Below are 23,389 nucleotides of genomic sequence, written 5' to 3' on the forward strand. Positions count from 1 at the left end.
TTTTGGAGGTGAAATAGATTTTTGACTAGAAAAGAGTAGTGCCAATTCTCAATGAATAACTACTTTTGAAGTCCAAACCTTTTGGTTCTGTTGAACTTGCAAAAAAAACATTCCTGAGGGAAAGGTAGTTAAATTTATGGGAAGGTTGCTGTCTTTTCCTTCATATTTGTAAATTTCTTTACCGTATATATCCACAATGTGTAACTGGTAATTGGTCATCGAAGAGGAGGATTCCCAAGAAAAGGTAAATATTCCATTGTTGGGATTGGGAAACAATGTGAAATTGAAGGCAGATATTTCCTCAATGTTGGTTTCTTCATCGTTTTTCAATTCTACAATTCTATCATCACCTGCCTTTGGAGAACCTCGACCGTCTCGATTGGTGACTGCCAAGAAGATGCGCCCATCAGGTGCTACACATACATCTCTCAATCGCCCCAAATCTTGGTTTAAATATATTTCCTCTTGCACAACGGAATCACCTGCTTCATTCAAATGCAATACACGAAAGTCACTCTCCTTCAATGTAGTCAGCAAAATACTGTTTTGCCATTCGGGTATTGCCGGATGGTCATAGTAGTCAATTCCTGCTACTGCCAAAGTCGGAGTCCATGCCTTAATGGGTTCGGCTACATCGTTGGCCTCACAAAAAGCCTCTTCTATCACACCATTGCAGAAACCATGCACATCAGGCCATCCATAATTTTTACCCATTTCAATGATATTCAATTCATCATCATTGTTAGGTCCATGTTCTGAACTATACAATTTTCCATTGCTTGCCAATACCATACCTTGTGCATTGCGGTGTCCGAAAGAGTAGGTCAAATTATTGAAGGGGTTATCGCTGGGGATGCTGCCATCTAAATTCATTCGCAAAAATTTCCCTGTAAGGGCATCTTTATTTTGAGCAGAAGGCTGATCTTGGGCATCACCAGTGGTCATCAATAAAGTTAAATCGGGAAGAATGAGCAGGCGAGAACCATCGTGTGTGGTATTACCTTTGATACCTTCAATTAACACAAAAGGGTCATTTAGTTTTTGTGTTGATTCGTTATACGTATATCTCACACAGCGTTCTTTGATGCCATTGTCTAAATAAGTGTAAACCAAAAAAACATGTGGAGTAGTTTCAAAATTTGGGTGTAAAACCATACCCAATAGACCAGATTCACTCTGTTCGTAGCAGTCTTCAATGTTCAGCAACTGCTTCACTTCTCCTGTTTCAGGATTCACTCTTTTGACATTGCCTCTTCTTTCGGTCATCCAGACCCAATTGTCTGGTCCCCAAAGTATTTCCCACGGAACGACCAGATCTTGGGCAATGGTTCGGAGGGTTAGGGTGGTAGTTTGTAGTTTTAGGGTGGGTTGTGCTGGTGCAAAATTACAGATTAGCAATAGCATACAAAAAAGGAAAAAGGGTTTTTGTGTTGTACTCATATTTTTTTGAATAATAAGGTAAAGATGATATTTTGGACTTTGGGCGAAAGAAGTGAGAAGTAGGAAGCAAGATGTCAAGATTTGGTAATCAATGATTTACTTGTTTTTGTCGTTTAATCGTAAATCATTTATTATCAACTGATTAATATCTCACTTCTCGCATCTCTGCTCCCTCGTCCAAAGTCTAAATGATATTCAATAGTTTCTTTTTCAACGATGCCCATTCTAATTTGTTGAAGAAAATTGAATATATTAGCGACTTAAATAAGTTTTTTTTTCGCAAAGATTTGATAATGAGAGACCAAACAAAAAAATATAAACCCATGAAAATCGCACTCATAGGATATGGTAAAATGGGTAAAACCATTGAAGCGTTGATTGAAACAAAGCACGAAATAGTGCTGAGAATCAACAGTCAAAATGCTTCAGAAATGACCATCGAAAACCTGCAAAAGGCAGATGTGGCCATAGAGTTTAGCACACCCGATGCTGCTTACCACAATATTTTGAAATGTTTTGAAGCCAATGTACCGATTGTTGTAGGCACAACCGCATGGTTGAACAGATTGGAGGAAATTACCCAACTTTGTGAAGCCCAAAACCAGACATTGTTTTACGCCTCCAATTTCAGCATTGGTGTAAACCTCTTTTTTGAATTGAACCGAAAGTTGGCAATAATGATGTCGGATTATCCTGATTATCATCTGCAAATTGATGAAATTCACCATACCCAAAAACTTGATGCTCCCAGTGGAACAGCCATTACACTTGCAGAAGGAATCATGGAAATGAATCCTTCAAAGCAAAAATGGGTCAATCAATCGAGCGGAGAAGCAGCAAATGTGGACATTGTTTCCCATCGAGAGGAGGATGTAAAAGGCACACATATTATTGCCTATTCTTCTGATATTGACACCATTGAAATCAAACATACGGCTCATACCCGTGCAGGTTTTGCTTTGGGGGCAATTCAGGCGGCAGAATGGTTGGTGGGTAAAAAGGGGATGTTTACAATGAAGGATATGTTGGGAGGGAGTTAATCAGTGAATAGTAGATTAGTGACCAGTTGATTAGATTTACCACCAATCCACCAGTCACTAATCTAATCCATCAACTTATTTCTCCGCTTTCATTTGCGGGAAAAACAGTACATCTTGAATAGAATGTTGGTTCATCATCGCCATTGCCAAACGGTCAATACCGATTCCAATTCCTGCTGTCGGAGGCATTCCGTATTCCAAAGCACGCAAGAAATCTTCGTCCAAAACCATTGCTTCATCGTCGCCTCGTTTGCCCAACTCCAATTGTTCTTCAAAACGCTCCCTTTGGTCAATCGGATTGTTCAATTCCGAGAAAGCATTGCAGAATTCCTTGCCATTGAAGATACCTTCAAAACGTTCTACCAAACCTGCTTCGCTGCGGTGTTTTTTGGCAAGCGGCGACATTTCTATAGGGTAGTTGGTGATGAAAGTAGGTTGAATCAAATGCGGCTCACATTTCTCTCCAAAAATTTCATCAATGATTTTACCTTTACCCAATTTCGCATCAATGTGAATCTCTAATTTTTTGGCGGTTTCACGAAGTTCTACTTCATCCATTGCAGAGATGTCAATGCCTGTGAAATGCTCGATGGCTTCAAACATGGTATAGCGTTTCCAAGGGCGTTTGAAGTCAATTGTGTTGTCACCCATCTGAAATTTGGTCGTGCCGTTTAGATCTATTGCTACTTTTTCGAGCATCTCTTCCGTAAAATCCATCATCCATTCATAGTCCTTGTAGGCTACATAAAGCTCTACTTGTGTGAATTCGGGATTGTGGAAACGATCCATACCTTCATTTCGGAAATCCTTAGAAAACTCATACACTCCATCAAATCCTCCAACAATTAATCGCTTCAAATACAACTCGTTGGCGATTCGCAAGTACAAGGTCATGTCGAGTGTATTGTGGTGTGTTTTGAAAGGGCGGGCTGCAGCGCCACCGTACAATGGCTGCAAAATCGGTGTTTCAACTTCCAAATATCCATAACGGTTCATAAATTCTCGCATGGAGTTGACCATCTTTGTCCGCTTGATAAACACCTCTCGAATTTGAGGATTGACCACCAAATCGGCATAACGTTGTCGGTAGCGAAACTCAGGATCGGTGACTTCATTGTAGCGTTCGCCGTCTTTTTCCTTCACAATCGGCAAAGGTTTCAGAGATTTGCTAAGTAGCTTCAATTCATGGACATGAATACTTGTTTCGCCTGTTTTGGTGGTAAAGACATACCCTTTGACACCGATAAAATCGCCGATGTCTAATAGTTTTTTGAACAGTTTGTTGTATAAATCTTTGTTTTCGTCAGGGCAAATTTCATCCCTATTGATATACAATTGAATTTTTGCAGTAGAGTCTTGAATCACTGCAAAAGAAGCCTTGCCCATGATTCGCTTTCCCATCAATCGCCCAGCCAAACTGACTTCTTGAAAATTCTTTTCCTCGTCATTGTATTGTGCCAAAATGTCGGCCGCTTTCGCATTGATTTCAAAAGTTTCTGGAGGGTAAGGATTGATTCCCAAATCAATAATCGCCTGCAATGCGTCTCTTCTAATTTGTTCCTGTTCGCTCAATATTCTTGCCATGATGTGTTTTTCTGTGCTAATCTGTTTGATAACTAATTAATCCGTAAAGGTAAGTAAAGTTGTAGAAATAGGAAATATTTTAAATGCCCAATCATGTATGACAATTCAATCTTCACTATACGGCTAATAAAAATCCACGTCCTTATCAAAGCCATGACTCATCAAATAATTCATGCAATTACTGATGCTATCCCCTTCATACAAAACACGATAGAGCCCTTCAACGATGGGCAATTCAAGGTGGTAAAACATCGAAATTCCCTTAGCAATTTTCACCGTTTTGATACCCTCCACCACTTGATTCATGTCTTCCACAATAGTATCTAAGTTTTCTCCCTTTGCCAAGCGATAACCCACTGTATGATTGCGACTCAGCTGACTCGAACAAGTTGCCACCAAATCACCCACACCCGCTACCCCGAGAAAAGCACTCGTATCAGCTCCCAAAGCTTTTCCGAGTTTAATCATTTCACCCAAACCACGAGAAATCAACATCGCCTTAGAATTTTCTCCAAAATTCAAGCCCCGCAACATCCCAGCTCCAATGGCCATGATATTTTTTAACACACCAGCTAATTCTATTCCCAAAACATCGTGACTGCCATAAACCCGAAACATCGAACCTTTCAATGCCTGTTTTCCTTGTTCAATCACTTCATCAAAACGGCTCGCAACCACTGTTGCAGTAGGTTCATTGTTAGCAATTTCTTTGGATAGGTTAGGCCCTGATAAACAACCTACACGGATGACCACACTTTCTTGTTGAATGATGTCGCACATCGTATGTATGTATTCTCTGCGAAGAGGAATAGCTTTTTCTGTCGTTGGATTAGTGGGGAGTTGAATGTCTAAGCCTTTCGTTCCGTGTACCAAAATATGTTCAGGAGTGAGAAAAGGAGCTGCTTTCTGAATCATTTCTCGAAAATTGGAGGAAGGAACCAATGGAACAATCAGTTTACATTTATTAGCCACTTCTTCTAAACTCATGGTCGGCTGAACGTTGGCATGCATCGTTTGTCCTCGGTTGAAGCGTTTGTGCAGTATATTGTCATACACTTCTTGGCGACGAACATAAATCAATACTTTACCGTTGAGAGCCATGACATTGGCCATTGCCGTACCAAAATTTCCAGAACCGATGACACCATAGTAATCCATATTTGTTTGAATTTTTAGTCTATAATTTATCCAATCACTTTTTCCATATTTCCCAGATTATTTCCTTCAAATCAGTAGCTTTAATCAGGGTCAAAATATCATGCCTACCCTTTCTTCGATAGAGTTTGTACTGTGCTTGCCAAGATTTTTCAACCCAAATTTTTTCGACTTTTTGTGGAATCAATGTTTTCAGATCTTCTCGCAATACCAACCAAAAAGCATCTTTTTGTTCAAACGCAATCAAATCCGATTCCCCTCCAAATAACCAACCTTGATCGTTTTTTCTGACGCTGTGAATTTCTATCCAAATCCATTCATCTTGAAGGTCTTGGTCACTTCGACTAATTCTTTTTCGGGCCTTCACATCTACTTTATATCGGCTGTTTTCTTTTGAAATTCTAAAATCCCAATGCTCATAAATATTTTGTTGACGATTGGCACTTTCTACAGTCCAACCACCTTGTTCGGCAATTGCAGCAAAAGAGTTTTCTGCCTGATTGCCAATTTTTAAGGAATCTTTTTTGTCGTATTGATTGCGTTCATTTTCCATACCAAAAAGGTATAAAGGTTATTAATTATCTGTCAATCTATTAAAGCATCTAAATTCATTTTTACTTTGATGTAAATGCCCACTTCTTTGAAGACTTTCCACCATTGAAGCGCATCTTCTGCCATACTTGGAGGCAGGTCTGCACGTTCCAAAACAATTTGCTTACCCAGTTTAAAATATTGATTTTGAATTTTCCACAAGTCCAAACCAATGTTAATTTGCTGCAAAAAATGTAAGGTATTTTTGAGCGTTTCCAAAGTACGAATTTCATCACTACTTGTCTTCAGACCACTGATCATTTCGTAAACTTTGTTGCTCGCTTCAAAACCAATGATTTTTTTATCCAAATCAACATCCCATTTTTTGATTTCTTTTACCAATTCTTCCAACCTTCTCAAATTGATAGTAGGTTTTCCGAAAATTGCCCGCAAATCACTGTTAATCACCACTTCCAAGTTTTTGCGAAACAAGCGAGGAACATCTAAGTTTGCGATTTTTAGAACATTCATCAAGTGGTAATTGCTGTCATAAATCTTATGGTAAGAACTTTCTGCCTGTTCAAGACCCGCTTGGGCGATATTCCTCAAAATTTTTCGTTGCTCTTCCTTCAATAAGTCCCAAAAAGTGAATGCTCCTTTGTGTAAGTATCGAGGTTGATTCATGATATAGACGGATTCCACAATGCGACTTTGGTAAAATGCCTCTTTCATTTTTTGGTGCATTTCTTCAAAAGTTTCATCATCAATGATTTCTGAGGTATTGCCTACTATGTTGTGTTGTCCTAAATACAAGGCACCAAAGCTATAATCTGCTTTGGCATAGGTGATTTTGGAGCGAACACGCACCTTTCCAACTACCATTTTAATCTGACCTGCTTCATATTTATACAACACACCGCTCTCTGATTTGTAGTTCAGCACTTCAATATTTTCGGGTAGGTCTTCAAAAAGCGAATAGACAGCATGCTGCATACTTACTTTGTAAAGGCTTAATTTTGAAGAAATAACATATTTGTTGTAAACATCTGCTCCGTTTTCCAATGTTTTATCATTGCAGGGAGCCAAAGCCAATAGTTCTAAAAATGAAGGTTCTAAATCTATATTTGCCTCTAATCCTGCTAATTGAATTGCACGAGCTGCATATTGTAGAATCTGCTGTGCTTCAATGCGTGCAATATCATCGAAAAACCAACCACAACTGGTAAACATCAACAGCGCATGGCGTTGCATCTCCAACATTCTGACAATCTTAGTCCTATCTTTTCCTTCAATGGGTTTTCTACACCAATCAGCAAGAAACTTATCCAATTTTTCTTCCGACCTATCCAAAATTACTTCAATAAAAGCATCCCGCATTTCCCAAGGGTAGGCGGTAAAAGACTTCATTTCCTGCTCATATACTTTTTTTAGTTCATCCCTTAGCCAATTCAAAGCTTCTCTCAAAGGCGCACGCCATAATTGGTGGTGGTGATCATTGCTTGTACAGCCACAATTGCTGCGCCAACGCTCGATTCCGTGGACACAACTCCAAGAGGAATCTTCGTGAATCAACACTTCATGTTTGGGAGGAAATTTTTCTAAAAATTCCCCATAATTGGTCAAATGCGCCAACTCGTGTGATTCGATATAACCAATGGCATACGATAGTGCCATATCACCATGTTTGTGGTGGTGTCCATAACTTTCGCCATCCGTAGCAATGTTGATGATTTGTGGGTTATCGTCATACATATTGGCTGTCCCTGCCAAACGATAGGCAAAGTTTTTACCGCTGTTCAAAAGCCTCTGAAAAGCCACATCTTTGGCTACATGACCATCATAGAAAAACAAGGCAATCGAACGTCCTGATGGTAGTTTGCACCAATAGGGTTTTTTGGTGTCAATTCTGCTGCCATTCACATTTATCCATTCCTCTGCATCCAACAACTTGGCTTTGTGTGCCTGTTGTGGTGCTAGGATAGTGAACTTAATGTCGTAGTCGACCAATACTTCCAAGGTAGCCAAATCCACAGCCGTTTCTGCCAACCACATTCCCTCAGGTTTGCGATTGAAGCGGTGCTCAAAATCCGCAATACCCCAAACGACTTGAGTTATTTTATCCTGTTCATTGGCAAGTGGCATGATGATGTGGTTGTACACTTGAGCCAAGGCATTGCCGTGTCCCGAAAATTTTTGCTGGCTAGCGTGATCTGCCTCCAAAATGGGAAAATACACCTCTGGTTTGTGTTCTTCGAGCCAAGAAAGTAAAGTTGCACCAAAATTGAAACTCATATTGGCGTAGTTGTTCACAATATTGGTGATGTTTTTTTCATCATCCAAGATTCTTGAAGCAGCATTTGGGCCATAACATTCTTCGGTAATCCTTTCGTTCCAATCGTGGAAAGGACTTGCAGATTCTTGTATCTCAATGGTTTCCAGCCAAGCGTTTTCTCGTGGCGGTTGGTAGAAATGTCCGTGTATGCAGATATATTTATTTGTCATGGGGTAAAAATAGTGAAAAGAGAAATAAGTAGGATGGAATTTATTCCGCCAAATAAAACTTTATCTGATGTCTAAATAGTAAAACTGCAAAAATGAAGTTTTAGTTAGTTATTCCTTTCCAAAATAACTTCCCATTTCTCTAATCAATGAGTCTGTACCTTCAATAGTAGGTTGATAATCTCCAAATGTTTTCATTGGAATTTTTAATTCCGATAACTGTTTCACCACATGTTCTGGTCCGATATTATTGTCATGCAGTATTAGTGTTGGTTTCATGGCCAAAATTGTTTCTGCACTCAATGCCCTGTGATAGCCAATTGTAGGTAGTTGTTGTATCTGAGGAGGGTAAGTGCTTGACAAATCCACTGCAACAATATTTTTTTGTGCTTTCAAAGCAAATATTATTTCTGAGTATTGTTTGGAAATACAAACAATCCTTTGTTGGGTTTCATTTTTTTCGTTTTTATTGCTAAACCTTCCGCAACTCATAAATGTCAGGGTAGTCAGCAGGAATAAAATGTTGGTTCTCATAGGTATAATATTAAAAAAAACCTACTTCTGAATTTAGAAGCAGGCCTTAGTAATTATTGGTTTCCGCATTGATTGTTTATATTACTTAAACCCACCCCTTACCCCTCCCAAGAGGGGAATTTCCCACTTGGTACAAGTATTCCCCTCCTTGGAGGGGCAGGGGTGGGTTGCGATTTATTCCTTTTTAATGCGAAGACCTATAATTAGAATTTGTATTTAAGATTTAAACCTCCAAAAAAATTGATTTCATTGGGTGCAGGAATATACGCATCAGATAATTGATTCACAAATACCATATTGTAGTACTGCGTCCCCAAGATATTGTTCGCTCCTGCGTAAAGATCAAACTCAAAATACCTGATGCTTTTGTGGTAACTTAATTTTGCGTTGAGCAAACTGTACGAATTGGTTTTATATAAGCCGTCAGAAGTATAAGGCATACTACTGCGGTAATTGTAATAGACATTTCCATATAGACCAATTTTTGTCTCTACATCAATTCCTGCATTGAAGACTGTGGGTGCTACTCCAGCTACTGCTTTTCCTGAATAATCCTCCACAATTGTACTGTCTTTATTAGCAGAGTTTTTCCCAATTTTTTGGAATTGATAATTCTCATATTCAAAATCAGAATAGGTGAAGTTGACAAAAGGTTGTAGCAGTTTAATAAATCCGGTGTTAGATTCTATGGCTTTATAACTCAACAATACTTCAAGTCCATTGTTATTTAAACGGCCACCATTCACTATATACGAGTATAAAGTAGCTGTATTTTCTGGATTTTGAACCGTAATTGTTGTAAACTTGTCTTCATACTTTACATTGAAGATAGCTGCCGTATAAAACAATCTATTGTCCATGAAACTACCTTTTGTTCCCAACTCAATTTGAGTCCCTTTTTCTGGTTTCAAACCTGTATTTAACTCACCTGTTGTAGCAATTAAGATATTTCCGCTTACCGGAGCTTTATAGCCAGTAGAATAAGAAATATAAGCAGAAGCAACACTGTTTATGTTCTTGTTAATGGCAATAGTAGGTGAAACCAAATTGTTGTACTTGTTTTCATAGACTTGTAATTTGGTATTTTCTGGTGTATTATTGCTCAATCCCCACAAGCGATCTTCTAAACGAATGCTCATGTTACTTACGCCCACTCCGGCGGTTAAACTAAACTGCATGGGTAAACCCAAAGTCCATTGAGTGAAATAGGAATAGGTAGAATTCGCAGTTGCTTGATTGCTACGAATGCTGGTTATAGTATTGTAACCACTAAGATTGGTACTGTCTGTACCCATACCAAACCCTAGAGTTGAAGCATTCATTTTTTGGGCTTCTATTCCTGTAATACCTGTTAATTTAATTTTCTCAGATAGCTGAAATTTCTTTTCAAACACAGAGCGTAAACCATAATTCAATGGTAATTTATCAGTCCACCCTCCAGCAGAACTTTGGTCACTGTTTTGTGACGAACCAAAAATTGTGGTGGTGTTTGAGATATTCTTATTGAATCGATACGTATGTCCTAAGCCTGCTCTGAACGTTCTAACCGCCGAGTGTGCATTATTCTGAATGTATCTTGAATTTCCCGAATAATCTAAGGTTTCGTACTGTTCTTTTGTTAATTCGCCATTGCGTTCGTCATAACTGTCCGCATAACCAAAATAAGTGGTGATGGATTGTTTATCATTCAAACGAAAATCTCCCATCAAATTCACAAAGTCTTTTTGTGAGTTGGTGTGGGGCATGAATCCGTCAAATTGCTGATGGCCGTAGTTGAGCAACAGCGAAGAATTCTCTGCTCCAATACTCAAGCGAGTGGTGGTTCTCAACAAACCATAACTTCCTGCCATAACTTCCTGATCGATAGAGGTGGTGTTTTTAGGAGCTTGTTCCGTCTTCATATTGACAACTCCTGCAATGGCCAAACCGTATAAACTCCCTGATGGACCTTTCAGAATCTCGGTATTTGAAACAGAGCCAAAATCAATATCATCCATCACTGTAATACCTTCAGCATCGGTAATTGGAATACCGTTGAGATACATTTTGACACCCTGACCGTCAAAGTTGTTGCTCACACCTCTGAATCCCATTCCGCCGCCATAACCTCTGATATTGATTTGTTGTCCACCAGACTGCGTTCTACGCTGCATAGTTACACCTGGTACATTGGTATTGATGGCATCATCGAGATAGAGTCCTGTGGCTCTTTTCAGAGCCATTTTTTCTATTTTTACAATAGAACTTGGTTGTTCCAGTTGTGATTTGTTGGGGTTTGAAGTGGCTGTAACTTCTACTGTACCCAATTTTTGTGAATTAGGCATCATGGTGATTTGAATCATACCACCATCCTTACATTTAAAATATTGTTGCAGCGTTTTATAGCCTACAAAAGTTATCTTTAAAAGAACCGAGTCGGTACAATTTATGGTAAACTCACCGTTTTTATCAGTTACAACTCCTTTCGAATTGTTAATAAAAATATTAGCTCCAATCAAAGAAGTTCTTTCGAGTCCGTCAACTACTCTTCCTTTGAGTTGACTGGTTTGTCCAAAGGTTAGCAATGAACAAACCATCATCAATACGAAAAAAAATGAATTTTTCATTTTGTTCTGTTTAATTCGTTATAAATTTTTGTTAATAAAAAGACATACCTTTCCCTTCCTTAACAAGAATCTTAATAAGGGTAAAGGAAGTAATCTGAAATAGAATTAAACAGTATCTGGCGGAGGAGTTGAATTTTCAATAAAAGGTGAAGAATAAAAACTATTCAAATCATGGTAATCTGATGAAATTTGAGATGATTGAGTAGTGAATTGATAACAAAATAAATCAGAAGTATATACCGATTTGAATATTTTGACAACTTTACTGAGCGGACTATCCGAGGTATTAGATTCCTGCTCCATTTTCTTTCGAATCATTTCATCTAACTGGGCAAAAAGGATAGCTTCTTCTTTATCATTCACACAATATAATTGAATAGAATCTTGAAAATTTTCTACCCGAACTATATCAAACATATTATTGCCCAAACGAAATTCTATATCCGGTCTTATCCATTCTAATTGCTCATACTCATTTTGAGAGAAACTAAAAAAATGTAATTCATCTTTGGGAATACCTGCCTTTATTTGATGTTTTATATCTTTTCTGATATGATATTGCTCAATTTTGAAGACAATAAAAATCCCTGTCATATTATATATGACTACAATCAACATCAATATTGGCAGGGATTTTTTCAGCATTTTATGTTAATTCAAAGAATCAATATTTATGGAAATTTGCCTCTTTTGTACAATCACTCGGTTTTATATCGCAAATGTACAGGAAATTTTTAAGTTTATATATTGGGTGCATTTTTTTCATTATCAATTAATTAATGGTTGATGCACAATAAGGACGTTTCAAATAATTGATATCTCTATATGATTTACCTTTTATCTCAAATTTCACCAAAACAATTCAAATGACCAAAGCTTTTTGACAGTATTAGAAATTTTTCTCTCAGATTTTAATTGGCAAGAAAAAGAACACCCAATGTTAAGCTTTTTTTAAGTGAATACAAACACATTTTTATGTTCTTGTTAATTCGTTGAAATGGGTTTTATCAATCAATAAAAGCACTTAGGTTTGAAGTAACACTTAATTTTTTATACTTCAAAATCTGCTTATTATGCGAATACTCATTGCTACGGATGCTTGGACACCTTTGGTGAATGGTGTAGTGAGAACTTACCAAACGGTAACCAAAATATTGAAGGAAAAAGGAGATGAAATATATTTTGTTACACCCGAAAATTCTCCCACGATTCCATTTCCCCTCTATCCCGAAATAAAACTTACCTTATTTGCCCGCAATAAAGTGGAAGCAGCGATAGACAAATTTCAACCCGATGCCATTCACATTGGTACAGAAGGCCCTATTGGTCTGGCTACCCGTCAAATCTGCCTTCAACGGCAACTGCCTTTCACTACTTCCTATCATACTCGGTTTCCTGTTTACCTCCGTCAATACCTACACATACCACTTTCGTGGAGTTATCCTTGCTATCGCCGTTTCCACGCACATTCTTCCCATGTATTGGTTCCTTCCGAAAGCATGAAGGAAGAACTCGACAACCGAAAATTTGAAAATGTAAAAGTATGGTCAAGAGGTGTAGATTTAGAGGTCTTCAAACCCATCAAAAGTGAGGTGTATGAGGGACTTCAAAAACCAATTTTACTATATGTGGGACGGGTTTCTTACGAGAAAAACATTGAAGCATTTTTGTCACTCTCCAATGTAGGAACAAAAGTAGTCGTTGGTGATGGCCCTCGTTTGGCTAAACTGCAAAGAAAATATACGAACGTAGTGTTTGTTGGGTATCAAAATGGTGATAAATTGGCGGCTTATTATGCCAATGCAGATGTGTGTGTATTTCCAAGTCTGACAGACACCTTTGGATTGGTGTTGCTAGAAGCTTTGGCTTGCGGGACACCTGTTGCAGCTTTTCCCGTCACAGGCCCAAAAGATGTCATTGGTGATGCATCAGTTGGAGCATTGGATATAGATTTGTCAAAAGCGGTTGAAAAAGCCCTGCAAGTCAATCGAGAAAATTGTCTTCCTTATGCCAAGCAATTCACTTGGGAAAACTGCGCACTGCATTTTCGACAATTTTTAGCGAAATTTACGGAAGATAAAGAGGTAAAAGGTCTTCCATACCAAGATGTTGAAACAATAGAAAGGATTTCTGTGAGCCAAGATGTATAGTACAAGGCGGCCTTATAAATTTCATAAAAAAAACCTATGATTCGTTTACTCCAAATAACATTTATATTTATTTTTCTTGTTTCCTGTAAAACCAATTCAACCCATGCTGATTTGTCCTCTGTAGGTAAAATCAACATGGTTGTTCCCAAACAACCCAATCCCTCCAAAACCGTGCGAACCATCGCTTTTGGATCTTGCAACCATCAATACGATGCCCAACCGCTTTGGCAATCCATAAATACTTACCATCCAGATTTGTGGATATGGCTGGGGGACAATATTTATGGAGATTCTGCAAATAAGGACTACATGGAGAAACAATATAATTTGCAACTCAAAGTAAAAAGATACCAAAAACTAATGAAATCAACGGCTATTGTCGGTATTTGGGATGACCATGATTATGGATTGAACAATGGGGGAAAAGACTTTGATGCTAAAAATCAAAACAAAGAACTGATGTTGGATTTTTTGGGAGTGCCAACAAATGCAGCTGTTAGAAGTAGGGAAGGAGTTTACCAATCCTATACACTCGGCAATGCAGGAAAACAAGTAAAAATCATTTTGTTGGACAGTCGATATTTTAGGGATGATCCAAATAAGTTATTGTTTGGAGGATATAAACCTAATTTGGAGGGGACGATTTTGGGGGAAGAACAGTGGGTATGGCTCGAAAGCGAACTGCAAAATAGCACTGCCCAATTGCACATTATTGGCAATGGCATCCAGATTATTCCAGAAGAACACAATTATGAAAAATGGGCAAATTTTCCCAACGAGAGGCAGCGATTGTTTGACCTCATCAAAAAGACCCAAGCCAAAGGGGTAATCCTGTTGAGCGGTGACCGACACATTGGCGAAATTTCTAAATTGGAGGTGGAAGGCATAGAGTATCCAATTTATGAGTTTACTTCCAGTGGCTTGACCCATGCTTATACCAACTTTAAAGGGGAAGCCAATAAATACAGAGTAGGAGAAGTGGCCAGTGAGCTGAATTTTGGCGTATTGCAGATAAAATGGGGAGAAACCATTGAAGTGAAAGCTTTGATGCGTGGATTGGATAACAAAGAAATCAATACATTTACATGGAATTATTGAAGAAAAGTTGGAATACTATGCAAGTCACCATTGATAGCCCAAAGGTAACAGATATAAAAGCGATTCGCCGATTGTTTGTCAAAACAATTCACCATACTTTTGAACAAGAGCAAATACAACCCATCAGTGCTACTGAAATTGAAGAAGAAATTGAAGGACAATTGAATACACTGCAACAGTATTTTCAAACAAATGGATCTGAGGCATTTTATTTGGTAGCGAGATATGGTGAGCAGATTGTAGCGACTGCAGCGTATGGCAAACCAAACCGAATCATCACCGAAAATTTAGCCCTTGATTATGTCCAAGTTCCCGAAATCAAAAGTGTCTATGTACTTCCCGCTTTTCAGGGAAAGGGAATTGGTAGTTTGCTCTTCAAAAAACTGGTAGAAACGCTTCAACGTAGAAGCATCCAAAAATTTTGTCTCGACAGTGGGTACAGAACTTCTCAACAATTTTGGCGAAAAAAATTGGGTAGGCCCACCTTTACCCTTAGAAATTATTGGGGAAAGGATGCCCATCACATGATTTGGTACGTTCTGATATAGAGATATTTATAGTTTGATTTGAGGATAAAGGCTTCAAAAATTTTTGAAATTCAACTGACAAAGGCAAAAATTGAAAAACCAAGTCGGCATTTTTATTATATTTACACACCGCACTCTTTCATGCCATTTGCACCTAAAAGCAAACAATTCAAACTACAAAATCATCTATTATGAGCAATTCTGCAAGCACAGATGCAGTAAACGAACAGCCTTTTCATGAAGAAGAACTCAGCCGAGATTTGGGGCTGACCACCGCCTTAGCCATTGGTGTTGGTACCATGATTGCCGCAGGTATTTTCACCCTTTCTGGCTTGGCTATCAGGAATGTAGGCTCTGCTGCCATTCTCTCCTTTTTGTTGGCAGCACTTGTAGCCTTATTCACCGCCCTGACCTATTGCGAATTTGTATCCATCTATCCCCGTTCTGGCGAAGGTTATTTGTATGCCCGAAAAACCTATCCCGCACCCTTGGCTTATTTTGTCGGTTGGGCTTTGTTTTTGGGATATGCTTCCTCTTGTGCTTTCTACATTGCGAGTTTGTCGAGCTACTTCAATGAATTTTTGTGGCATTCTCCCGTAGAACAACTGTCTGGAATCGTTGCTTTGATTGCCCTCACGATGTTGAACATCAAGGGAACAAAAGAAAGTGGAAGTTTCCAGGTCATCGTTACGGTAGTGAAAGTATTGTTGTTGATGTGGTTTGTCATTGGAGGTTTGAGCCATGTCAATCCCCAAGAAGTCATCGAGAAATTTAGCACCGATGTCGTGCAAATCGTTAGCACCTCCGCTTTGGTTTTCATCACCTTCTTTGGGTTTTCCGCCATTGCAGCCTCGGCAGGAGAGGTGAAAGACCCTGTAAAAAATATTCCACGAGCCATCTTTTTATCTATGGGAATTGTCACTGTTTTATATACAATGGTGGTTTTGGTTATTTTGGCTGCAAATCTCACCGAATACAACGAAGCGGCAATGGGTGTAGCTGCAAAAATGTTTTTGGGGGGTGTAGGCGGCATGGTCATCATTGCAGGAGGTTTGTTTTCTATGATTTCTGCCTCCAATGCCTCGATCATGGCAGGTTCAAGGGTGGCATTGGCGATGAGTCAATTGGGGCATTTTCCAAAAGAATTTGGGACCATCAATCCCCGAACACGCACCCCCATTATCGCCACTTTTTTAGTTGCAGGCAGTATTTTGATATTTGTATTGCTGCTGCCCTTAGAAGATTTGGCGCATTTTGCCGATACGGTCTTATTGTTGGTTTTGATATTGGTCAATGCCGCATTAATCGTGCACCGCCGTAAATTTCCCGACATGGTGCGTCCCTTCAAAGTTCCATTAGTGCCGATTTTACCAGGCTTGGGTATTGTCTTCAACATTTACCTATTGAGCCAAATTTTCCACCATCCGCTTCCTGTTGCTTTGGCCTTTGGTGCATTGCTGCTCGGTATGGTTGGTTTTTTGATGTGGAAAGGAACGCAGTCAGAAGCAGACTCATTGCCTGGTGAAGAATCAAGGGTGGCTGTCGGTCATTACAGCCTTACCTCTGATGAAAAAGAAGCCTTTAGGGTCTTGGTACCGATTTCAAATCCCGCTACTTTAGATAATTTGATGAAACTCGCTGCTGCTATTGCCAAAGAAAAAGGGGGCGAAGTAGTCGCCTTGAGGGTCGTCAATGTACCCGAACAAACGCCTGTGCGGGGCAATCACCGCCGATTGGTGGAGGAGGAGCAAGGGCTTTTGGATAGCGCAGACCAAAGTGGTGAAAGACATGGCGTTCCTGTGACTTCTTTGGTCTGCATCGCACACAATACCGCTAGAGCCATCTTGGAAATTAGCCGCCGCCATGATTGCGATTTGATAGTAATGGGTTGGAAAGGTTTTTCTACGAGAGGCGAAAAAATACTGGGGGAAATAACCGATGCCGTTGTCACACACGCCCGCACCGATCTCATGCTCGTCAAAATCCCCAAAACGGGACTTCAACTGCAAAGTATTCTCCTCCCAACGGCTGGCGGTGAACATGCTCGTGCCGCCGAACAATATGCGGCATCCATTGGTAGAATGTATGAAAATGGTAGTGTAACCGTTTGTAGTGTGCAACCGAAAGACATCAATGCGGAAAAATCCATTGAAGTGAGAGCACAATTGGAGGAGGCAGTTCTAAGGGTTGGTACTAAAAAAGGAGTAAAGGTCAACAGCAAAATTATCCATCATTCCGACATCACCAAAGGAGTAATCGAAGAGGGCAAAAACTATGATGCTATCATGGTCGGTGCGACTCGTGACAGCATTTACCCCCAAATCCTCTTCGGTAGTATTCCCGAAAACATCGCCAAAGGTTCGGAGAATACCGTGATTATGGTGAAACACTACCATCCTGTGAAGGCTTTGTTGGGTAGGGTGATAGGGGAGTAGCAGCGAAACTTTGTCAAGAGTCGGAGAACTTTGACAACAGTATTCGTTGCCCACGAATTAATTCGTGGGCAACGAATAGGCTACAAATAGGAATTCACGCATCATAATAAAATGCTGCCTTAAACTCCTTCATCTCTTCCTCAAAACCCTTCTTCTGATGGTTTTCTTCTTGTTTCAGAATATAATTGCGAACCTGCTGTACATTCCTTGGACTAACCGAAATAGCACCATATCCCACTTGCCAAGTAAAATGTTCGTCTGTCAATTGCATTTCATTGACCCAACGAGAAGAACTGCCTTTGATGTTTTTGACCACATCACTCAATGCTTCTGTGGGTTTGAGGCAAATCAAACAATGCACATGGTCTTCCACACCATTGATGAGGTCTATTGTGTATTCGTGTTCATTGGCTTTGTGGCGCATAAACTGAAAAACCCGTTTGCGAATAGGTTTGTTTAGCAATGGATTTCTATATTTGGTCGACCAAACGAGATGAATCCAAATCTGGTGAAAAGTGTGCATGGTATTGTTTTTTGATGGGTTTGATACTTAAATTTTCTGAAAACAAAAGGGTGAAAATAAGGCAAAATTTTGGTATTCCTCATCCCAATCTCCATTCGTTGCCCACGAATTAATTCGTGGGCTATGAATGGTGGGCAACGAATAGGGTATCTACCAACCCCCTGTTCCTCCAACCACCCCTCCACATCGACCTCCCAAGCCTGCAAAACCTGAACCGCTGTTCCTGCATACTGCATCACAATCGGAATCTGCTGAAATTGAAGTGCAATCAACACCACCTCTTTCGCCAATTCTACCGAAGCCTTTCTATCGGGCTTGCTTTGCAGGTAAAAAACACTGAGATTGACCATCGTCATGGCTACCCCATTCGTTGCCCACGAATTAATTCGTGGGCTATGAATGGTGGGCAACGAATAGGGGTATCTACCCACCCCCCTGTTCCTTCAACCACTCCTCCACATCTACCTCCCAAGCCTTCAAAACCTGAATTGCTGCTCGTGCATACTGCATGACAATCGGAATCTGCTGAAATTGAAGTGCAATCAACACCACCTCTTTTGCCAATTCTACCGAAGCCTTTCTATCGGGCTTGCTTTGCAGGTAAAAAATACTCAGATTGACCATCGTCATGGCTAAGTTGGGTAAAAAGGCTTGTGGATTCGCCTGTGCCAATCTTCGATAGATGTCTAATGCTTCCTGATAGGCTTCAAGGGCGGCGGCGAACTCATTTTTAGCACTGTGTAAATTAGCCAAATTATTCAAGGTCATCGCTACATCGGGTAAAAAGGCTTGTGGATTCGCCTGTGCCAATCTTCTTCTGATGTCTAAGGCTTCCTGATAGGCTTCAAGGGCGGCGGCGAACTCATTTTTAGCCCTGTGTAAAATCCCCAAATTATTCAAGGTACCAGCTACATCGGGTAAAAAGGCTTGTGGATTCGCCTGTGCCAATCTTCTTCTAATGTTTAAGGCTTCCTGATAGGCTTCAAGGGCGGCGGCGAACTCATTTTTATCACTGTGTAAAACCGCCAAATTATTCAAGGTAGTAGCGACTGCGGGTAAAAAGGCTTGTGGATTCGCCTGTGCCAATCTTCGATAGATGTCTAAGGCTTCCTGATAGGCTTCAAGGGCGGCATCAAGGCGGTGGATTTTTTGATATGCAGTTGCCAATGCTCCCAATAACGAAGTGTGCTTTTCTTTGTCGAGAAAGTGGAGGAGGTTTTCACCAAAGGGAATCAAATAGGTTCGGAGGGACACATTGTGGTTTCCTTCGTATAGAAAGCTGCCCACCGATTCTGCAAAGGGGAGGTATTCTGTTTCATAGTCGGCGATGACCCATTTTTGGTGCAGCACTTCCCGAATCACTCGGTGCATACTGTAGAGTGTGCTGCCATTTTCCTGTTCTTCTCTGTCCAACCAACCTTTTTGCGCCAACTTTTTGGCGGCATTCATATAGGCATACCATTCTACATCGTCTTTGTCGGGATGTAAGCCCCACAACATCAACACGAAATCCAAAGAAACAAACTGAGGAGGCACTAAAGTCCACAATCGCAGCAGCTTTTCCTCTTTTTCGGACAGTTCACCCAATTGGAAAATCTCCACCAAATAGGGGAATACCTGTTCGATGTTTTTGCCTTGTCGGTGTGGGCTGCTGATAGCGGTTTCATAACCCAATTGCAGGCTGTTTTGCAGTTTTTGTTCCAGTCGTTGCAGAGGAATATTGAGGTGTTGGGCGGTTTTGGCGTAGAGTTCTATGGAGAGGGTGTGGTAGCCGAGGGCTTTCAGCAGTCGGTGGATGAGTGCTGTATTTTCGACTGTGACAGAGTGCGTATAGTGTTGGATAAACAGTTGATAGGCGGCATTTTCAGACAAAAAACCCAGTGGGATTTCTTCATATCCTCCGATGCTTTGACGAGAAGTGACCAATACCTGCCATTCGGGAGGAGTGGGGATTTCTCGGATTTGGCTCAGGGCAGCCGTTGCATTGTCTATCACCAATAAGTTCGGCTTTTCGGGTTTTACCAATTGCCGCATCGCCGAAAAAATCAACTTCAATTGGTCGTCGGCAGATAGATTGCTCCCTTCAAAATTCAATTGCAGGGAGTTCAACAAATCCACATCGTTCAAAAAAATGGCTTGCGGATTGTCGTCTTTTTGCGTCAGCCAAACGAAGTGTAGGTATTTGTCCTTGTTTTTTTCGACAAATGCCTGCGCCAAGGTCGTTTTACCATGACCTCACTCAAATTCACTGGTGGAATAAAGGTCAGTTTTTGCGGAATTTTGCGTTCTTCATTGAAGTAGTTGTGGTGGGTGATGATGTCGCCTTGATGGAAATTACCCGTGACGGTGATGTTGCTATTTTGTATGATGTTTTTTTCCATAATTCTTTGTATTAAATCCCCATCCGTAGCCCACGAATTAATTCGTGGGCTACGGATGGGGTATAGATGGGACATGGATGGAGCATGGATAGCTATTTATTGATTGTTGTATCCCCTTGACGAAAATTCCCACCAACATGAATCGTGCTTCCCTGAATCACATTTTTGCTGTTCACAATCGAAACACTTTCCCCTCTCTTTTTCTTCGCTTCAATTTCTTTTGCCATCGCTTGAATGTGCGTTTCCAACTGAGCATCATCTTCTATGGCTACTTCAAGTGCAGCTTTGACTTGGTTTTGGCGGGCATTGCTATCGGGTTTCTCTTGGAGTTTCTCGACTACTTCTTTGGGTTTATCCTCCGCTTCTTTCAGAAAAATGGGCTTGACCCATTTGATGGATTCTTCGGAAAATTCATTAGTGAAATCTTTGAAGGATTTGGTGTCGGCAAAGGTTTTTGCCATGTAGGCTACAACGGTACTGATGGCTGCAATAGTGATGGGATCCATAGTGAAATGTATTTGTAAATGGTGATGAATTTTAAATTGTAGGCAATATCCTAAAAATTAGGGAAATAACAAAAATTACTTTTTAGTAGTATTGGACTTTGGACGAAAGAAGTGAGAAGCAAGATGTCAAGATTTGGTAATCAATGATTTACTTGTTTTTGTCGTTTAATCGTAAATCATTTATTATCAACTGATTAATATCTCACTTCTCGCATCTCTGCTCCCTCGTCCAAAGTCTAAAGCAGTAGTCTTTACACAAATTGAAAGAACACTTTGCCCATTTGCAGTGTTGTTCTTTGATTTTTCGTATTATCGCAGTTTGATTTTCACAGACATTGAAACAAACATTTTTATCAAAAAAATAATCAATCAATATGCAATTTGAAACAAAAGTAGTGAGAGCAGGCATCAAGCCCGACCCAACAACAGGTGCGATTGTGCCACCGATTTACCAAACAGCTACTTACGTATTGGAGGAAGTAGGCAAAGACAAGGGCTTTGACTATACCCGTTCTTCAAATCCTACTCGCTCGGTATTGGAGGCAAATTTGGCGGCATTGGAAGGTGGGGAGTATGGCGTGTGTTATGCTTCGGGAATGTCGGCGGTAGATGCAGTGTTTAGAATGTTCAAGGCGGGTGATCACTTTGTGATGAGTGATGATGTGTATGGCGGTGTGACTCGTTTGTGCAATCAGATTTTGACCAAGTACGGCATGACCTTTACCTACGTCAATACATCTGACCTATCGACCATTGAACCTGCGATTCAAGAGAACACCAAAATGATTTGGCTCGAAACACCTACCAATCCATTATTGAAGGTGACAGACTTGGAAGGAGTGGCCGCAATCGGTAAGAAACACGGTATTTTGACGGGTGTGGACAATACTTTTGCAACGCCTTATTTGATGCGACCATTGGAGATGGGCATTGACATTGTGCTGCACAGTACGACCAAATATTTGAGTGGTCACAACCAAATTATTGGCGGTGCGGTCATCACGAATCACCAAAATGTGTATGACGAATTGAAGTTTGTGCAGAAGAGTTTGGGAGCGATTCCAAGCCCATTTGATTGTTGGTTGACTTTGTCGGGCATCAAAACTTTGGCTTTGAGAATGGACCGACATTCTGAGAATGGTATGGCGGTTGCCAAGTTTTTGGAGGCGCATCCTAAGGTGTCGAAGGTGAATTATCCAGGGTTGGAAAGTCACATCAATCACGATGTAGCCAAACGTCAGATGAAGTCTTTTGGTGGGATGATTTCGTTTGAGTTGAACGGTGGAATTGAAGCGGGAAGAACATTGATGAACAGTGTAGAGCTTTGTTATCTGGCGGAAAGCTTGGGGGCTGTCGAAACGATGGTGACGCATCCTGCAACAATGACGCACGCAGGAGTACCGAGAGATGACCGATATGCAAGGGGCTTAACAGATAGCTTGGTGCGTATTTCTGTGGGTATTGAAGCGATTGAAGATATTCTTGCAGATTTGGAGCAGGCATTGGAGAAAGTGTGATTGTTTAATTGACTAAAATCATTCAACACAGGCAAGTTTTCTGGCCAATAACTGAACTAAATTGTCAAGAAACTGTAATTTTTTTTAACTTATAGCTTAACAATGGGGGTTTGTTGAAGAAACATGCCCGAAAACAAGTAGATGCTACCAAAACGAAAAGCTTTTGGTAGCATTTTTGATGTCTATACTAAATATAGATACACACATATCACAAATTAAAAATTCATTGAATGAAAGGAGTTGTTTTTACAGAGTTTCTAGAAATGGTGGAGGATAAGTTTGGTTATGAAACAGTTGATTCGATTATTGTTAAATCAGAAATAAAATCTCAAGGTGCCTATACTTCAATAGGTACATACCCTTCTTCGGAAATGTTTGCATTGGTTGAACAATTAAGTGATGAACAAAATATTCCTATTCCCACCTTGCTGAATGCTTTTGGTAATTATTTGTTTCATCGTTTTGCGAAAATCTATTCATTTGTATTTGAAGGAATGAAAACCTCTTTTGAGCTCTTGGAAAGCATTGAACAACACATTCATGTTCAGGTCAAAAAACTGTATCCAGATGCCGAACTGCCGAATTTTAGTGTTCGTAGAGAAGGAGCGAATAGGTTGGTGATGATGTATCAATCAGAGAGGGCTATGGGAGATTTGGCGGTTGGTCTTATTCAAGGATGTTTGGAACATTTTGGCGAGACAGCAAGCATAAGGAAGACAAATGAAACGGAGGATGGTAAGAAAGTTAAGCTCACAATTGAAAAATAGTATCATAGTAAGGAGGCCTCTTGACAAAGCTTTGGATTAAGAATTTGGTGAATAATAGAGATAATATCATCGAATATTTATCCAACTGGATAGTGT

At 40.1% G+C, this 23,389-nt stretch carries 20 protein-coding genes; 7 read left to right on the forward strand and 13 right to left on the reverse strand.

What is annotated here, in order from left to right; all coding sequences use genetic code 11:
- Window positions 1-48: 48 nt before the first annotated feature.
- Window positions 49-1,440, reverse strand: coding sequence for a PQQ-dependent sugar dehydrogenase (locus tag R3E32_02850; GenBank protein ID MEZ4883651.1), 1,392 nt, complete (start codon window positions 1,438-1,440; stop codon window positions 49-51).
- 323 nt (window positions 1,441-1,763) lie between these two features.
- Between R3E32_02850 and dapB the strand changes: the two genes are divergently transcribed.
- Window positions 1,764-2,480 (forward strand): 4-hydroxy-tetrahydrodipicolinate reductase, encoded by a 717-nt coding sequence (gene dapB, locus R3E32_02855; GenBank protein MEZ4883652.1) that lies wholly within the window; start codon window positions 1,764-1,766, stop codon window positions 2,478-2,480.
- A gap of 75 nt (window positions 2,481-2,555) precedes the next feature.
- On the opposite strand, the gene lysS is transcribed toward dapB, so the two are convergent.
- The 7 genes from lysS to R3E32_02890 all read right to left on the reverse strand — a co-directional run bounded on the left by lysS (window position 2,556) and on the right by R3E32_02890 (window position 12,034).
- Window positions 2,556-4,064 (reverse strand): lysine--tRNA ligase, encoded by a 1,509-nt coding sequence (lysS, locus tag R3E32_02860; GenBank protein MEZ4883653.1) that lies wholly within the window; start codon window positions 4,062-4,064, stop codon window positions 2,556-2,558.
- A gap of 123 nt (window positions 4,065-4,187) precedes the next feature.
- Window positions 4,188-5,222, reverse strand: a complete 1,035-nt coding sequence (locus R3E32_02865; protein MEZ4883654.1) for an NAD(P)H-dependent glycerol-3-phosphate dehydrogenase — start codon at window positions 5,220-5,222, stop codon at window positions 4,188-4,190.
- 34 nt (window positions 5,223-5,256) lie between these two features.
- Window positions 5,257-5,772 (reverse strand): hypothetical protein, encoded by a 516-nt coding sequence (locus R3E32_02870; protein MEZ4883655.1) that lies wholly within the window; start codon window positions 5,770-5,772, stop codon window positions 5,257-5,259.
- Window positions 5,773-5,804: 32 nt separating this feature from the next.
- The gene (locus R3E32_02875) at window positions 5,805-8,252 is read right to left on the reverse strand and encodes a DUF3536 domain-containing protein (GenBank protein MEZ4883656.1); all 2,448 of its coding nucleotides are present in this window, start codon (window positions 8,250-8,252) and stop codon (window positions 5,805-5,807) included.
- A gap of 108 nt (window positions 8,253-8,360) precedes the next feature.
- Complete coding sequence (locus R3E32_02880) at window positions 8,361-8,783, reverse strand: ABC transporter substrate-binding protein (GenBank protein MEZ4883657.1); 423 nt, start codon at window positions 8,781-8,783, stop codon at window positions 8,361-8,363.
- Between the two features lie 203 nt (window positions 8,784-8,986).
- Window positions 8,987-11,389, reverse strand: coding sequence for a TonB-dependent receptor plug domain-containing protein (locus tag R3E32_02885; protein ID MEZ4883658.1), 2,403 nt, complete (start codon window positions 11,387-11,389; stop codon window positions 8,987-8,989).
- A gap of 105 nt (window positions 11,390-11,494) precedes the next feature.
- Window positions 11,495-12,034, reverse strand: coding sequence for a hypothetical protein (locus R3E32_02890; protein MEZ4883659.1), 540 nt, complete (start codon window positions 12,032-12,034; stop codon window positions 11,495-11,497).
- Window positions 12,035-12,462: 428 nt separating this feature from the next.
- Here R3E32_02890 and R3E32_02895 point away from each other — a divergent pair, with 428 nt between their 5' ends.
- From R3E32_02895 to R3E32_02910, 4 genes are all read left to right on the forward strand, one after another.
- The gene (locus R3E32_02895; GenBank protein MEZ4883660.1) at window positions 12,463-13,539 is read left to right on the forward strand and encodes a glycosyltransferase family 1 protein; all 1,077 of its coding nucleotides are present in this window, start codon (window positions 12,463-12,465) and stop codon (window positions 13,537-13,539) included.
- A 36-nt stretch (window positions 13,540-13,575) separates the two neighbouring features.
- Window positions 13,576-14,637: an alkaline phosphatase D family protein gene (locus R3E32_02900; protein ID MEZ4883661.1), complete on the forward strand. Its 1,062-nt coding sequence runs from the start codon at window positions 13,576-13,578 to the stop codon at window positions 14,635-14,637.
- A gap of 17 nt (window positions 14,638-14,654) precedes the next feature.
- A complete protein-coding gene (locus R3E32_02905; protein ID MEZ4883662.1) occupies window positions 14,655-15,185 on the forward strand; it encodes a GNAT family N-acetyltransferase in 531 nt (176 codons plus the stop codon).
- A 170-nt stretch (window positions 15,186-15,355) separates the two neighbouring features.
- Window positions 15,356-17,599: an amino acid permease gene (locus tag R3E32_02910; protein MEZ4883663.1), complete on the forward strand. Its 2,244-nt coding sequence runs from the start codon at window positions 15,356-15,358 to the stop codon at window positions 17,597-17,599.
- 94 nt (window positions 17,600-17,693) lie between these two features.
- Here R3E32_02910 and tnpA read toward each other — a convergent pair whose 3' ends face one another.
- From tnpA to R3E32_02935, 5 genes are read right to left on the reverse strand one after another with little or no spacing between them, the layout of a single operon-like run.
- Window positions 17,694-18,122 carry an IS200/IS605 family transposase gene (gene tnpA / locus R3E32_02915; GenBank protein ID MEZ4883664.1) on the reverse strand — a complete coding sequence of 143 codons (429 nt, stop codon included), beginning with the start codon at window positions 18,120-18,122 and terminating at the stop codon, window positions 17,694-17,696.
- Window positions 18,056-18,532 carry a hypothetical protein gene (locus R3E32_02920; GenBank protein ID MEZ4883665.1) on the reverse strand — a complete coding sequence of 159 codons (477 nt, stop codon included), beginning with the start codon at window positions 18,530-18,532 and terminating at the stop codon, window positions 18,056-18,058. Before R3E32_02920 ends, tnpA begins: the two co-directional genes overlap by 67 nt.
- A gap of 13 nt (window positions 18,533-18,545) precedes the next feature.
- Window positions 18,546-20,339: a tetratricopeptide repeat protein gene (locus tag R3E32_02925; GenBank protein ID MEZ4883666.1), complete on the reverse strand. Its 1,794-nt coding sequence runs from the start codon at window positions 20,337-20,339 to the stop codon at window positions 18,546-18,548.
- Complete coding sequence (locus R3E32_02930) at window positions 20,282-20,578, reverse strand: hypothetical protein (protein ID MEZ4883667.1); 297 nt, start codon at window positions 20,576-20,578, stop codon at window positions 20,282-20,284. The genes R3E32_02925 and R3E32_02930 overlap by 58 nt, the downstream gene beginning before the upstream one ends.
- 17 nt (window positions 20,579-20,595) lie before the next feature.
- Complete coding sequence (locus tag R3E32_02935; protein MEZ4883668.1) at window positions 20,596-21,009, reverse strand: hypothetical protein; 414 nt, start codon at window positions 21,007-21,009, stop codon at window positions 20,596-20,598.
- A gap of 374 nt (window positions 21,010-21,383) precedes the next feature.
- Between R3E32_02935 and R3E32_02940 the strand changes: the two genes are divergently transcribed.
- Together R3E32_02940 and R3E32_02945 are read left to right on the forward strand one after the other, a co-directional pair.
- Window positions 21,384-22,526 (forward strand): PLP-dependent aspartate aminotransferase family protein, encoded by a 1,143-nt coding sequence (locus R3E32_02940; GenBank protein ID MEZ4883669.1) that lies wholly within the window; start codon window positions 21,384-21,386, stop codon window positions 22,524-22,526.
- 230 nt (window positions 22,527-22,756) lie between these two features.
- Window positions 22,757-23,293: a heme NO-binding domain-containing protein gene (locus tag R3E32_02945; protein ID MEZ4883670.1), complete on the forward strand. Its 537-nt coding sequence runs from the start codon at window positions 22,757-22,759 to the stop codon at window positions 23,291-23,293.
- The last annotated feature ends 96 nt before the right edge of the window (window positions 23,294-23,389 follow it).

Source organism: Chitinophagales bacterium, from assembly GCA_041392475.1.
Classification (GTDB): Bacteria; Bacteroidota; Bacteroidia; order Chitinophagales; family UBA2359; genus JAUHXA01.

What these genes read in the sequence shown, in the direction of transcription:
- R3E32_02850 (MEZ4883651.1), bottom strand. Translation starts at nt 1,440, where the DNA reads ATGAGTACAACACAAAAACCCTTTTTCCTTTTTTGTATGCTATTGCTA.
- dapB (MEZ4883652.1), top strand. Translation starts at nt 1,764, where the DNA reads ATGAAAATCGCACTCATAGGATATGGTAAAATGGGTAAAACCATTGAA.
- lysS (MEZ4883653.1), bottom strand. Translation starts at nt 4,064, where the DNA reads ATGGCAAGAATATTGAGCGAACAGGAACAAATTAGAAGAGACGCATTG.
- R3E32_02865 (MEZ4883654.1), bottom strand. Translation starts at nt 5,222, where the DNA reads ATGGATTACTATGGTGTCATCGGTTCTGGAAATTTTGGTACGGCAATG.
- R3E32_02870 (MEZ4883655.1), bottom strand. Translation starts at nt 5,772, where the DNA reads ATGGAAAATGAACGCAATCAATACGACAAAAAAGATTCCTTAAAAATT.
- R3E32_02875 (MEZ4883656.1), bottom strand. Translation starts at nt 8,252, where the DNA reads ATGACAAATAAATATATCTGCATACACGGACATTTCTACCAACCGCCA.
- R3E32_02880 (MEZ4883657.1), bottom strand. Translation starts at nt 8,783, where the DNA reads ATGAGAACCAACATTTTATTCCTGCTGACTACCCTGACATTTATGAGT.
- R3E32_02885 (MEZ4883658.1), bottom strand. Translation starts at nt 11,389, where the DNA reads ATGAAAAATTCATTTTTTTTCGTATTGATGATGGTTTGTTCATTGCTA.
- R3E32_02890 (MEZ4883659.1), bottom strand. Translation starts at nt 12,034, where the DNA reads ATGCTGAAAAAATCCCTGCCAATATTGATGTTGATTGTAGTCATATAT.
- R3E32_02895 (MEZ4883660.1), top strand. Translation starts at nt 12,463, where the DNA reads ATGCGAATACTCATTGCTACGGATGCTTGGACACCTTTGGTGAATGGT.
- R3E32_02900 (MEZ4883661.1), top strand. Translation starts at nt 13,576, where the DNA reads ATGATTCGTTTACTCCAAATAACATTTATATTTATTTTTCTTGTTTCC.
- R3E32_02905 (MEZ4883662.1), top strand. Translation starts at nt 14,655, where the DNA reads ATGCAAGTCACCATTGATAGCCCAAAGGTAACAGATATAAAAGCGATT.
- R3E32_02910 (MEZ4883663.1), top strand. Translation starts at nt 15,356, where the DNA reads ATGAGCAATTCTGCAAGCACAGATGCAGTAAACGAACAGCCTTTTCAT.
- tnpA (MEZ4883664.1), bottom strand. Translation starts at nt 18,122, where the DNA reads ATGCACACTTTTCACCAGATTTGGATTCATCTCGTTTGGTCGACCAAA.
- R3E32_02930 (MEZ4883667.1), bottom strand. Translation starts at nt 20,578, where the DNA reads ATGTCCCATCTATACCCCATCCGTAGCCCACGAATTAATTCGTGGGCT.
- R3E32_02935 (MEZ4883668.1), bottom strand. Translation starts at nt 21,009, where the DNA reads ATGGATCCCATCACTATTGCAGCCATCAGTACCGTTGTAGCCTACATG.
- R3E32_02940 (MEZ4883669.1), top strand. Translation starts at nt 21,384, where the DNA reads ATGCAATTTGAAACAAAAGTAGTGAGAGCAGGCATCAAGCCCGACCCA.
- R3E32_02945 (MEZ4883670.1), top strand. Translation starts at nt 22,757, where the DNA reads ATGAAAGGAGTTGTTTTTACAGAGTTTCTAGAAATGGTGGAGGATAAG.